Origin of the sequence: Flavobacterium plurextorum (assembly GCF_024638035.1) — a bacterium.
Classification (GTDB): domain Bacteria; phylum Bacteroidota; class Bacteroidia; order Flavobacteriales; family Flavobacteriaceae; genus Flavobacterium; species Flavobacterium plurextorum.
Window position 1 is genome coordinate 4,329,182 of record NZ_CP100442.1, and the last position, 14,372, is coordinate 4,343,553.

Below are 14,372 nucleotides of genomic sequence, written 5' to 3' on the forward strand. Positions count from 1 at the left end.
GTTTAATTAAAATTAATGTTTAGTCCGATAACTAATGATTTTGCCAAAGGCGCTCCACCGTAATCTACCGGTACAGAGAAATCACTGTTTGAACTTGCTGAAGTATTTACTGCTTCTGGATTAAAACCTACTTTATATTTGTTCCAGTAGAACCAGTTTTCTCCTGTTACATATAATCTTGCATTATCAATTCTTGTAATTCCTTTTAAGGCTTGTCTCAGATTATATCCAATAGAAATACTTCTGATACTTACATAATCTGATTTGTACAACCAGTCAGAATTTGCTTGATATCCAAAAGAAGTTCTCCAATTTCCTCTAACTGCTGGGTCAACATTTAATGAATTTTCTACAGATCCCATTCCAGTACGATCAATTGCACGACCTGTTAAACCATAAACTGTACCTCCATTTTGACCTTGAACCAAAACATTTAAATCTAAATCTTTGTATTTAAAACTATTTGTGATTCCCCAAGTATATTTTGGTGTTGGGTTTCCTAAATCAACACGATCTTCTGAATTGATTTTTTTGTCTCCGTTTTGATCCACATATCTAGGATCTCCTAATACTAATTTATTTCCTCCAATTGTAGTACCTCCGTTATCGATATCTGCTTGTGTAAGCACTCCATTTTGTTTTAATCCAAAAATGGTATACATTGGTTTTCCAACTTCTAGTTTAATAAATGGCACACCTCCGTCAAATGAGTTACTGATTTCAATTTTTGATTGATCTGGTCCTAATGCTAATACTTTATTTTCGTTATGACTTATATTTGCCGATGTTCTCCATTCAAAACTTGGTGTTTTAACGTTTAATGAATTCAACTCAAATTCCCATCCTTGATTTTGAACTTCTCCAATGTTTGTAAGGTAAGTAGGAAAACCTGAATCTCCAGGAACGGGAACTCTTAAAAGTAATTCGCTGTTATTTTTTCTGTATACTTCAAATGTTCCAGAAAGTCTGTTTTTGATAAATCCAAAATCTACTCCAAGATCTATACTTTTTGATTCTTCCCAATGTAAAGTAGGATTTGGAATTGAAGCTGCCCCTTGACCAATTGCCACTGCTCCTCCTATTGAATAATTGAATGTTCCAAGTGTAGCGTAAGATCCGTAGCTGCCAATATTATTACTTCCGTTTGTACCAGCACTTGCTCTAAGTTTCAAATCGCTAAGCCAATTCACTTCTTTTAAAAATGATTCTTGCTTAATTCTCCATCCTAATGATACGGAGTAAAAATCTCCCCATTTTCTGTCAGAACCAAATTTAGATGAACCGTCACGTCTAATACTTCCAGATAAGATATAACGTTCTTTAAAGTTGTATTGTAAACGTGCGAAGTAAGATAATAATGTACTTTTCTCTGCATTTGTAGATCCAATTGATCCTGCCGGAAGCGTTTCAATACTTGAACTATTATAAAGTGCTCCTGAAGAAAGTGTTGATTTTGTTATTTCGTATGAGTTGAAAGACTGTCCTAAAAGCACATTAAAACTATGGCTTCCGAAAGTTTTGTCATACGTTAACGTATTCTCATTAACAATATTTTGTCTTCTGTACGTATTATATGCTCCTCTGATACTTGCAATTACATCATTTGGTGTATAGCTTTCAGTAGTATTATCAGAATTATCAAAGTTAATAGTACTTTTTAGAGTAAAACTATTAGCAAATTGATAGCTTGCATATCCAGAGATTAAATTTCTATACATAGAGTTTCTACCAGTTCTTGCTAGAGCGTTCAACATATTTGTCGTACTGCTTCCCCACGCATATCTTGTTGTATACTTTTCTCCCGCAGCATTAGAAGCGCTTTCAAAAACTGGCGTTGCAGTAAGTGCTTTAAACAACGTATTATCTTTACCTTCAACACCTGGATCATTCTTAATAGAATAAGAAGGCGCTAAATTAATTCCCATTTTAAAGCTTTCTGACAATTTCACGTCAACATTTGCTCTTGCTGAGAATAATGAATAATCTGTACCCACAATGTATCCCGTATTTTTTTGATAATTGGCAGACACATAATAATTTACAGCATCTGTAGCTCCAGAAGCAGATAATTGATAGTTATTGAATTCTCCTGTACGGAAAACTTTATCCTGCCAATCGATATAATCTAATCCTGGATGTCCTGGAATATCCCATCTGTCATCGTATAGATAAGTATAATATCTTGTATTTGCTGTTGTAAGCGGTGCGGTTGGGTTTTTTAAATTGTAAGCTGCAATACGTTCTGCATTTGACTGACTTGCCGATGCTCCCGCTATTCCTGAACCAACCCATTGTGCATCGATCATTGTTTTTGCTCTGTCAATCCATCCTTGAGATGATAACATATCAACTCGGTTTGCTTCTTTATTAACCCCGCCATACATATTAAAAGTAAATTTTGTTTTACCTTTTTTACCTTTTTTAGTGGTGATAATTACAACTCCGTTTGAAGCTCTCGAACCATAAATTGCAGCAGCTGCGGCATCTTTTAATACTTCGATAGAAGCCACATCATTTGGATTCATGTTGTCCAGCGGACTTCCGTTTGAGAATGATCCGTTGCTGTTACTCCCTTCCGTATAAATTGGAAATCCATCAACTACGTACAAAGGCTCATTTCCTGCTGTAATCGAACCTGATCCTCTAATTTCAATACTAAAAGGCTGTCCTGGCAATCCCGTAGTTTGTTTCACACGAACTCCCGCAACCTGACCAATCAAACCTTGATCGATTCTCGAAATTGGACGTTCGGTAAAATTTTCCGTTTTTATTCCTGAAATCGCTCCTGTAGTTAATTTTTTCTTTTGTGTGCCGTAACCAATAACTACGACTTCATTTAGGTTTGAGCTTTCTGCATCCAGCGAAACATTATAACTTTGTGCGGCGCCAATTTTTATTTCCTGCTTGACAAATCCGACAAATGAAAATACTAAAGTCTCCCCTGGAGCAGCATTAATACTGTATTTTCCATCAAAATCAGTACTTGTAGACCTATTCGTTCCCTTGACAATTACATTTACCCCGGGTATCGATAATTTGGCTGGGTCGGTAACGGTTCCTGTAACCGTTTTTCCTTGCGCATAACCTGATGAATACACTAGTACACATAAGGCTATAATCAGCAAAAGATTAAGCTTGTTTTTCATAAAAAGTTAAATTTGGTTAGGTAATTAGTTCAAACCAAATTTATTTAGAAGCGACTTTCACGGCATCCTGTAGTATCCTGTTAACTTTCAATATATTACAAAATAATATTAAGTTTACTTTAACAAAAAATAACTCAACTACTTGATTTACAACCGATAGCTATATACAAAATACACAAATACATTATACTAAATTTTAGTAAATTATTTTTTCACTATTCCTATTTATTCCCATAAATTAATATCAATTAAAAAACTTTATAACTTATTTACTGATAATTTAATTTTTACAATATTCAGCAAAAACAGGACGCAACAGGATAGCATTTTGATAGGTTGCTTATACTTTTACTTTCGTACAAAGAATTTTAAATGTGTTTTTATCAATTCTGTTTTTACAAAAAATTAATAAATTTTAGTAACAGCTAAATCTTTTAGATCAATAATGAAACAACTTCAAACATTCTGCTTTATTACCTTATTTTTTATTTGTAATTACAACCTTTCTGCACAGGACAGCAATACTTCACCGTGGCCAAAATCTACAAACATAAATCAGCCTTGGACACGCTGGTGGTGGATGGGCAGCGCTGTTGATAAGCCAAATTTAAAAAAGACTTTAATCGATTTTTATAAAGCAGGAATTGGCGGAGTTGAAATCACTCCTATCTACGGAGTAAAAGGAGAAGAAAGCAATTACATAGACTACCTTTCTCCAAAATGGATGGAAATGCTGGATTATACTATTCAAACTGCTGACAGTCTAAAAATGCAGGTCGATATGGTTTTAGGTACTGGATGGCCTTATGGAGGATCACATGTTACATTGCCTTATGCCGCAACTAAACTTATTGTTGAAAAATATCCGCTTAAAAAAAACGAAACATTCGATCGAAATATAACTCTTGACAGCAGTAAAGAAAAAACACCCGCTGAACTTTTATATGTTGTAGCTTACGGAAGCGATGGTTCCTATATAAATTTAACGGACAATCTCAAAAAAAATAAAACAACTTCACAAGATAAAGGAATTGAGGGATCTGCAATTAAGCTTCCGAATAAACTGGAACCAAACCGATTAAATTGGAAAGCCAAACAAACAGATTATACTATTTATGCCGTATTTAGCGGTAAAACAGGACAACAGGTAAAAAGAGCTGCTCCTGGAGGAAAAGGCTACACTTTAGATCATTATTCAGCAGAAGCTTTAAATGCATATGTAGTTCCGTTTAACAATGCGTTTAAAGGAAGAGAAGGAAAAATAAGAGCCGTTTTTAATGATAGTTTTGAGGTTTATGGAACTGACTTTACACCCAATTTCTTTGAAGAGTTTCAAAAATTAAGAGGCTACGATTTAAAAAAACAACTCTCGATTTTACTGAATGAAACTGATAATGAAATTGGAAATCGAATTAGAAGCGATTATCGTCAGACTATAGCTGATTTATTACTGAATAAATTCGATAAGTCATGGACAAATTGGGCTCATTCAAAAAAAATTAAAACTAAATTACAAGCACATGGTTCACCTGGGAATTTAATAGATCTTTACGCTTCTGCGGATATTCCCGAATGCGAAACTTTTGGTTCTATGCCATTTGATATTCCGGGTTTTCGACGCGAGAAAGAAGACATTCGCGAAGGTGATGCTGATCCTGTAATGTTAAAATTTGCCTCATCGGCAGCGCATATTTCAAGTAAAAATTTAGTCTCTTCTGAAACTTTCACGTGGCTGCGAGAACATTTTAAAACGGCACTGTCACAATGTAAGCCCGAAGCCGAAGATTTGATGCTTAATGGTGTCAATCATATTTTTCTTCATGGCTCGACTTATTCTCCAACACGCGCTGCATGGCCGGGATGGGAATTTTACGCATCGGTTAATTTTAATCCCAATAATACAATTTGGGAAGATGCTCCCGCCTTGTTCTCCTATATTTCAAACTGTCAATCGATGCTTCAACAAGGAAAATCTGACAATGAAATTCTTCTCTATTGGCCAATATTTGACACGTGGGATAAGTTTCAAAACGGAAATTTATTCTTTCAATTCAAAATACATTCTTTATCAGAGTGGCTGTACGGAACTTCCTTCTATGACACTACAAAAAGTCTGATGAAAAAAGGATATAGTGTTGATTTTATCTCTGATAATTTTATCTCTGATGCAGCAGTTGCAAACGGAAATATAATTGTGTCTGGAGTACGTTATAAATCACTGATTATTCCCGCTTGCAAAAAAATGCCATTTGCAACAATGCAAAAACTAATTGAACTAAAAAAAGCAGGTGCGGTAATCATCTTTGAAGGTCTGCCGGAATCAGTTCCAGGTTTCAATGATTATAAAAAACAAGAACAAAATCTTCAAAATCTTTTAGCTTCAAATAAAAGTATAATTGAGCCTGTATCTGATGTTTTAAAAACTTTAGAAGATTTCAAAATTCAACCTGAAAGTCTTGTGAACACAGGTCTGAAATTCATTAGAAGAGATATTGACGGCGAAAAAATTTATTACTTAGTAAATCATACTACAAAAACGATAGATGACTATATTCCGTTGCAAATTGAAAATAAAGAAGTCATTATTTTCGATCCTTTAACAAAAGCATACGGCAATGCTCTGATTGAGAAAAAGAACGGAATGACTTACGTTAAAATAAAAATAGAACCAGGACAATCCTATTTTTTAAAGACTGAAAATACAGTTTCTCAAAAAAACTGGAAATACTATGAAACAGCTTCTACACAATTCCCATTGACAGGAACTTGGAAACTAAGTTTTGAAAAAGGCGGACCGAAATTACCTCAAAGCACCACCATAAATAAGTTAGAATCTTGGACAAAATTAAGCACAGAAGCTGAAGCTTTTTCAGGCTCAGCTGCTTATGTGCTGCAGTTTGAGAATCCAAACCATAAAATCAGCCATTGGAGTCTTAATCTCGGCGATGTTCGAGAAAGCGCCAAGGTGTGGATAAATAATGATTTTGTTGGTACTGCTTGGTCTGTTCCATACAAATTGAATATTCAAAAATTAAAACCTGGTAAAAATATTCTGAAAATTGAAGTAACTAATCTGCCTGCAAACAGAATAAGAGACATGGAATTAAAAGGACAGGAATGGAAAATCTTCCATGAAATAAATATGGTAGACAAAGATTATAAAAAATTTGATGCGACAAAATGGAGTCCAATGCCTTCCGGGCTTTTAGGACCAGTAACACTGACACCTTTAAAAGAACTAAACTAACTATATAACCATCTATTGAAAAATGAAAAAATTACTCTTTCTTTCACTCCTATTTGTTTTCTCGTCAGGCTGCTTAAATGCGCAAGAGCCTTTTGATAAAAAACAGGTACTGCAGCAAATGATACTTGCAAATGATTATTTTATGCAAAAATGGCCTGATACTGGAAAAACTATAATTACAAACAAAGAACGTCCCAGTAATATTTGGACTCGAGGCGTATATTATGAAGGATTAATGGCTCTTCATGAAATTTATCCTAAGGATTCATTTTATGATTATGCTTATGCATGGGCCGAATTTCATAAATGGGGATTCAATGGCGGTAACGTAACCCGAAACGCTGACAATTATTGCGCCGCACAAACCTATATCGATTTGTATAATTTAGAACCCGATTCTAAAAAACTAAAAAATACAAAGGCAAACATTAATATGCTTTTAAATACGCCTCAAGTAAATGACTGGTCATGGATTGATGCTATACAAATGGGAATGCCGGTTTTTGCAAAAATGGGAGTTTTAGAAAAAGACAATCGCTATTTTGAAAAAATGTATGAAATGTATATGTTCTCTAGAAACAAACATGGAGACAACGGTTTATTCAATCCGAAAGAAGGTTTATGGTGGCGTGATGCTGATTTTGACCCGCCTTATAAAGAACCAAATGGAAAAAACTGTTATTGGAGCCGTGGTAATGGATGGGTAATTGCTGCTCTTGCAAAGGTTTTAACTATTATTCCTGAAAATGCTCCGCATAGAGATCAATATGTAAAAGATTTGAAGGTCATGGCGGCTGCACTAGTTCCTATTCAAAGAGCGGATGGATTTTGGAATGTAAGTCTATACGATCCAACTAATTTTGGAGAAAAAGAAGCCTCTGGAACGGCATTATTCATCTACGGAATGGCATACGGAATAAACAATGGCATTTTAAAAAGAGAGACTTATCTTCCTGTAATTCAAAAAGCATGGAAAGCCATAACAACTGAAAGTCTTCACTCAAACGGTTTTTTAGGCTATTTACAATCTACAGGAAAAGAACCTAAAGATGGACAACCATTATCCTATGACAAAATTCCGGATTTTGAAGATTACGGTTTAGGATGTTTTTTACTAGCCGGATCAGAAATCTATAAGTTGAAATAATAAAAATAAAAATGGGCATATTTTAATATGCCCATTTCTTTACTTACTTTTCAATCTACAGGTTATGACATTTGAAATAAAGCCTTTTGAAAACTATTAAACTGCATCTGGGTAAAACTTGGATTTGAAAATGCAATTTCTGGCAGTTTAGGCATCAAATCTGATTTATTTTTAAAATACACTTTTAAATCTCTAAATATTTCCGTTCTGCTTTTTGTAATATCAACTAAGCAAAGGTTTTTTATATCTTCAAGAAAAAACAAACCACTCAGAAGATTCTTATTAGAGAAGCAAATCATAACGTTTCTTCCTTTTTTATCTAATTTTAAAAAATCGATTAATTCTGATTTTTCATAAACAACAAATATAGAACGATCAAAATCTTTCGATTCCTCTTCGTTTTTTAATAAAAAAGAATCCTCAGAAAATTCAAATTCATCTTTAAACTTTCTTTTGAACATTTTTAAAAAAACTTTCTTATTATCATGCAATATACTCCATTCCAGCGGGCAGCATCAAAGAAAATGTTGCGCCGCTTAGTGCTGTTGCGGTATTGTTTACAACATCTACCTTATAAGAGCCCGGAGCACCTCCTTGTGCCAAAGCAGCAGGTTGATAAGATGATGGGGCATTAATCTGCACTTGAGCAAATGTACTGCCTCCCATTGCAAACAACAATAACAATAAAATTAGTGTAACTTTTGTTTTCATAAATTGTTTTTTTATTAAAAAAATCTAACAATCCCAGCTCATTATATTTGATAACTTGCATGGGTTGGTACTTTACTTACTTATAATCTTTGTTTCTCAACAACCTGATTATCAATAAATATTCGGTACAAAACTCCAGTTATTTCATCTTTAATATTACCTGTAAAAGATTTTAATGTAGCATTTTAGGACATATTTTTAACATATCGTTTTCAATATATGTGCATTGGCGGCAGCCGCAAATGTGAAAATTTTAGTCTTGAAATCTGAGTCAAAACTGTCGAACTTATTATTATAACAACGTTGAAAGCAAAATGGATAATAATTTTCTAGAACAAATCAGTATTTTAGAATAAAACTTAATTTTAAACTAATACTCTATACTCGTTCATTCCTAGATTTTTAGCTAAGAGATAATGTAGAAATAAAAAAATCAGGACAAAAAAATGATAACTTTTGAAAAGGTTTTTAGAAGAATAAATCTGAAGTAGGTTCAAACAAAAGCAATCAAGAACAAACACCTGTCTTTCAGTGATTTAAACCAAAAGTATACAAAAAACATCTAACTGATAAAACAAAAGCAACTTTAAATTTAGTTTTCTTTTTTAGAAGGCACTGTGTAAAAAGAAAATGGAAGCATACAGATTCTCCTACTTTCAAAAACAGACCGATATAGCTTAAGAAATTGAATTTCAGATAATTACAAAGAATAAATAAAATATTAACTACCTCAATTACATACAAATACATATGTTAAATTATTAATACTATTTTTAGTACAATATTTTAAAATATGATTTTATTTTGAAAAACTAATAAGCAGATCTCTTAAAAAAAACAGCCCCAAAAGCTGCCAGAATAGATTTTTTATTTGAACTAAGGAATTTAAAATAGAAATAAAAAAAGAGAAAACAATATGTTTTCTCTTTTCATCGTATTACGTAAAAAAAGTAAATAATCTTACCGAGAATTTCACAACCAGCACGATATTTTACGATTGCAAATGTAGCGTCACATTAATATTTTTATTACTCTTAAAAGATTTTAAACTATCATTTTAAGACATAAAAACAAGTCTGTTCTTAATGCATGGAATTACATTAACTGCACTCTATTAACATGCGCCTTTTTATCTTATCGCTTTTTTCAGCTTGTCCATCGAAGAATTTTCTAATACTTTAATTTGATCTATTACCAGCTGCGCAATTTTAGTTGCCCCCAATAAAGAAAGATGTGTATCATCGGCTTTGTCTTTATCATAATAAGGATTTTCTCCAGCTTTAAAATGCAAATGGAGCTGTTTTGACTTTTCAGGACCGTATGACTGCTCTAGAATCTCTGTATAATATTCTAAATCGATAAAAGGAACTTTGTATTCCTGTGCGGTCAAACGGGTTTCAAGAGGATAATCGCCATGGGTAGGAACCAAAACTCCTTTTTCATTAAAATTACGTCGGGCAATTGAAGTTAATAAAACTGGGATTGCTCCTTTCTCTCTGCTCTCCTTTACAAAGCGAATCAGATTATGTCGATAAGTTGTATGCGGATTTGTATAACGTGTTGAGTCTTCTATTTTTTCATCATTATGTCCAAATTCAATAAAAACATAATCGCCTTTTCTGAGCTTTTTATAAATTGAATCCCAGCGTTTTTCATTAATAAAACTTTTGGTGCTTCTACCGTTAACAGCTTTATTTACGACTACAATATCATCTTTAAAAAAAGGCTGAAGTACTTGTGCCCATCCATGTTCAGGGTTTTTCTCAGGGTCTTTTTTATTAGCCATTGTCGAATCGCCAATTGTGTACAAAGTTGTTTTTTGAGCAAAACAAACTGATGTGATAAGCAATGTTAAGAAGATGTATTTTTTCATTTTTGTTTGTTTTTTTGTTTCACGCTCCCGCTAACTATCGGGAACTAAGTTTTTTTTCTATATCCAATATTTTATATTCTCCGTTTGTCAGTCTGAGCGAAGTCGAAGACCTTTACAGCTCGAAAATCCTTCGACTTCGTTCAGGAAGACAATACTTTGTATAGACGTATTACGGTGCGTCTCATCAGAAAGCCTCTGTTCCTTTGCTCCTAATAGCAATCGGGAGCGTGAAAAAAATTTACTCTCGCAGATTTAGCAGATTTAGCAGATTTTTTTTTTACCGCAAAGTGCTTTAATGTTACGTAATCCCGCTAGCTATCGAGGGCTAAGTTTTTTTCTATATTTTATAGTCTCCGTTTGTCAGTCTGAGCGAAGTCGAAGACCTTTACATCTCGAAAATCCTTCGACTTCGCTCAGGAAGACAATACTTTGTATAGACGCATTGCGGTGTATATCATCAGAAAACCTCTGTTCCTCTGTTCCTTTGCTCCTAATAGCAAACGGGAGCGTGAAAAAAATTTACTCTCGCAGATTTAGCAGATTTAGCAGATTTTTTTTTACCGCAAAGTGCTTTAATGTTACGTAATCCCGCTAGCTATCGAGGGCTAAATTTTTTTTCTATGTTTTATATTCTCCGTTTGTCAGTCTGAGCGAAGTCGAAGACCTTTACAGCTTGAAAATCCTTCGACTTCGCTCAGGAAGACAATACTTTGTATAAACATATTGTGCGGTACGTCTCATCAGAAAACCTCTGTTCCTTTGTTCCTTTGCTCCTTTGAACCTAAAAAAACCCTAATGCTTCGAAACTGCCGTAGGCACTCCTGCTCTTTTGCCTATAAAAACATCTGTCATCAAAACATTCTCCGCATTTTCGTTTGACAAGGCGTTTTTTGCTTCTTTTATTTCAATATTATTCAAAGATATATTTCTAATTTTTTTATCGAGGAAACCTTGAATGACAATACCAGATTCTGATGCTTTGTTACAAGTAATATTTGAAAAATGAATGTTTGAAATATCCGATTGATAACCTTTACCTTCTCCATGATAATTAGCAGTCATATAAAGACAATCTTCAACTTCGTCTAATTGTATGTTTCGAACAAAAACATTTTTGATGTAACCTCCGCGGTCAGCATTGGTTTTTAAATAAATTCCTCTTTTTAAATAACCTATTGTTTTACAATTCTCGACAAATACATTTTGCACTCCTGCTGACATCTCACTGCCAATTACAACTCCGTGAAGTCCTTTAAAGTTGCAGTTTCTAATTACGATATTCTCACTTGGCGTTGCTGTATTTGCTCTTCCCTCGTGATCTCGCCCCGCTTTAATAGCAACATTATCATCACCATTATTAAAGGTTACTTTTTCAATCAAAACATCTTTTGCGTATTCAGGATCGATTCCGTCATTATTATAGTTTAATGATTTATAGCTGATGCCTCGAACTGTAATACTTTGTGATTTTAAAAGATGAAGACACCAAAATGGCGAATTTTCAATTCTGACATTCTCAACAAGCACATTTTTGCAATTTAAAAACTGAATCATCTGCGGACGCAAAAAGTAACCTTCTCCGAATTTTCGATCTTTTAACGGCACATTATTATGATTCATATCTCGGCTTAACTCCTTGCCCAGACCTTCTTTTGCTTTAAAGCTTTTCCATATTTTCCCGCCTTCACCATCAATCGTTCCTTCGCCAGTAATTGCAATATTAGTACAGTCAGCAGCATAAATAAGCGGACTGTAATTATAGAGCATCGTGCCTTCCCAGCTTGTTAAAACTAAAGGATAATCTTGAGGATTGTCGCTGAATTTTATTTTGGCTCCTTTTTCTATTTTCAAATTTACATTGCTGACAAAATGAATAGGTCCATTTATTTTATAAATTCCTTTTGGAACAATAATGGTTCCTCCGCCTTTCTTTTTACAGAGTGCCATCGCTTTATCAAACACCATTTTATTGTTTGCAATAGAATCTCCTTTTGCTCCTATTTTCAAAATATTAACTTGATAAGCAGGAAACACAGGAAGCTGAATTCGATTTACTATCGAATCGACTTTTGCTGTTGGAAAATCATTTTTCTGAGCAAAAGAAACGCAGGATATTAAGAGGAGAAGTAGATATTTCATTTTTTAAGTTCTTATTTTTTAAGGTGCAAAGAAGCAAAGATTAATTCGAATACTCAGTATTTTAGGAACTACATACCTTTGTATCTCTGAACCTTTGTGCCTAAATTAAAAATACCAATTAGGTACTGTATCTTTTAGAATATTTTCTGTCGAATATTGCTCTGCTTCAGTTTTTGTAAGCTGATGTGACCATGTGACTCTTTTCTTTGGTTGAAATCCTTCGCCGCTGTTATTGTATTCGGCATAAAAGGCATTTTTCTCTGCATCAGGTTTTGACCAGTTTTCCCAGCCTTCGGCTCTTATATGTTTACCTAATTCACAATTGATAAAAACGGTTTTGGCATAAATACGCCACGGTCTGCCCAGATAAACAGCCTCTGCAGCAGGTTCTGCGGTTAGTTTGCAATTTTTAAAAACAAAACCATAAGCAACGCCTTCAGGAGTTGAAGCAGCTGTTACGTACGAACTTTTAATGCTGTGAATGACGCAATTTTCGAATAAAGCTGTAGCTCCGCCAAAAATAAAATCGGTTGTACCCTCAATATAACAGTTTCTAAAATACTGCTTAGCATTTTTTCCTGATAAATATAAGGTATCTTGATTTCCTGAAATAATACAGCTGGTAATTTTAGCTCGATTGCCAGTAACCGATAATGCAATTGCCTGACCTTTATCGCCCGAAGCATTTTTAATGGTTAGGTTAAATGCTGTAAAATCGTCTGCTTCTACTAAAAGAGTTGACGTATAAAAAGTGCTGTTTCGCCCTAAGTTGATTTTCGAAAAATTATCATCAAAAGTAATGATCGTTTTCTCTTTACTTTCGCCAAACAAAATCAAATTATTGTTCCATTCGGGCACTCTAAGTTTTTCGTTGTATGTTCCGTTTTTAATGAGTATCGTTACTTTTTCATAAGGAAAAGAAGGGCTCGCATATATGGCATCTTGTATTTTGGTAAAATCTCCAGAACCATCCTGTGCTACGGTAAAGAAAACAACTTTCTTTTTCTGTGCTCCTGTTTCTGAAACTTTTGTACCATTTTTAATTCCCCAAGCTGTATATTTCTTCAGTACTTCTTTTGGTTCATCTGTATACCATGCGTAACCGTTTCTGCGTTCTGCTCCAATTTCATCCAGTGATTTCTTTTTGATTCCGTCACGATCGCAAAAGAAAGGTTCATTATTGTCCAGTTCCATAAATCTTGCCCAGATTGGCGCTGCATTCTGAGTTGGAATCATCTTTTTATCAATAACTTTACCTGCGTCATTTAAAACACGCTTTTCTTCAAGATTGGTGATTTTTGTTTTTTCAAACCATGCATAGGCGCTTTTTACAGCGGTCATAATCTCTGGTGACGGTTTTTTAATTGACATCAAAAGCAGTACAATTTTAGCCGATTCTTTTCCGCTGAGCGAAGGCAATTCATACGCTCTAGCTTTCGCAGGAAGCAGTGTAACTTCATCGTGCTGTGCACACCAAGCCGTTAAAACTCCGTTTTGTTTGTATTGCGTTTTGATGATGCAGTCAATTCCTTTATCAAAAGCTGTTTTTGTTTTTGCAATAATTTCTTTTGAAGGTTTTATACTGTAGAAATCGGTTTCTTCACTTACTTCTTTCATTACCTCTAGAATACGCACCATCGAATCGTCATTGTACGTAATGTGTGTGTAATACCCTTTTTTAAGCGGATAAAATTGAGGCCAGCCGCCATTTGCATATTGCGCTTCCAGTAAATAATTTAACCCTTTTAAAAACGATTCTTTGTAACGCTCGTCTTTTACCTGAGCATACATTTTAGACATATAGAGCATTTCCTGAGTGGTTGCTCCATTGTCTGTTGTGGTTTCTTTTGTGGCCTTTTTTATGTCGAGTAAATCCTTTTTCTGCGAAAGAGTCAACTCGTTCTGCATTTGAATATTCTTTGGCCAGCCTCCAATATCTCTTTGGTAAAGCAGTACGTTTTCGGCAATCTTTTTAGCTTCTTCAGTACCAAACCATGAAGCATCGCTTTTACGAATTATATCAGGCCAGTTTTTATAAGTATTCTGCGCCTGAATACCAAAACTCAAAGCGATACTGAAAAGCAATAGGATTTTTTTTAACTGAATCAT

General features: G+C 34.2%; 8 protein-coding genes. 2 read left to right on the forward strand and 6 right to left on the reverse strand.

Annotated features, from left to right (window positions below; translation table 11 throughout):
- Window positions 1-2: 2 nt before the first annotated feature.
- Window positions 3-3,146, reverse strand: a complete 3,144-nt coding sequence (locus tag NLG42_RS18880) for a SusC/RagA family TonB-linked outer membrane protein (RefSeq protein ID WP_257681903.1) — start codon at window positions 3,144-3,146, stop codon at window positions 3-5.
- A gap of 445 nt (window positions 3,147-3,591) precedes the next feature.
- Here NLG42_RS18880 and NLG42_RS18885 point away from each other — a divergent pair, with 445 nt between their 5' ends.
- On the forward strand, window positions 3,592-6,393 hold the full coding sequence (locus NLG42_RS18885; protein WP_257681904.1) for a glycosyl hydrolase: 2,802 nt from the start codon (window positions 3,592-3,594) through the stop codon (window positions 6,391-6,393).
- Window positions 6,394-6,415: 22 nt separating this feature from the next.
- Entirely contained in the window at window positions 6,416-7,540 is a 1,125-nt protein-coding gene (locus NLG42_RS18890) for a glycoside hydrolase family 88/105 protein (protein ID WP_089059367.1), read from the forward strand.
- A 62-nt stretch (window positions 7,541-7,602) separates the two neighbouring features.
- On the opposite strand, the gene NLG42_RS18895 is transcribed toward NLG42_RS18890, so the two are convergent.
- From NLG42_RS18895 to pelA, 5 genes are all read right to left on the reverse strand, one after another.
- On the reverse strand, window positions 7,603-8,001 hold the full coding sequence (locus tag NLG42_RS18895; protein WP_099718745.1) for a hypothetical protein: 399 nt from the start codon (window positions 7,999-8,001) through the stop codon (window positions 7,603-7,605).
- A 22-nt stretch (window positions 8,002-8,023) separates the two neighbouring features.
- Complete coding sequence (locus NLG42_RS18900; protein WP_257681905.1) at window positions 8,024-8,251, reverse strand: hypothetical protein; 228 nt, start codon at window positions 8,249-8,251, stop codon at window positions 8,024-8,026.
- Between the two features lie 1,129 nt (window positions 8,252-9,380).
- Entirely contained in the window at window positions 9,381-10,124 is a 744-nt protein-coding gene (locus tag NLG42_RS18905) for a rhamnogalacturonan acetylesterase (protein WP_257681906.1), read from the reverse strand.
- 792 nt (window positions 10,125-10,916) lie between these two features.
- A complete protein-coding gene (locus tag NLG42_RS18910) occupies window positions 10,917-12,263 on the reverse strand; it encodes a glycoside hydrolase family 28 protein (RefSeq protein ID WP_257681907.1) in 1,347 nt (448 codons plus the stop codon).
- Between the two features lie 105 nt (window positions 12,264-12,368).
- Entirely contained in the window at window positions 12,369-14,372 is a 2,004-nt protein-coding gene (gene pelA, locus NLG42_RS18915) for a pectate lyase (RefSeq protein WP_257681908.1), read from the reverse strand.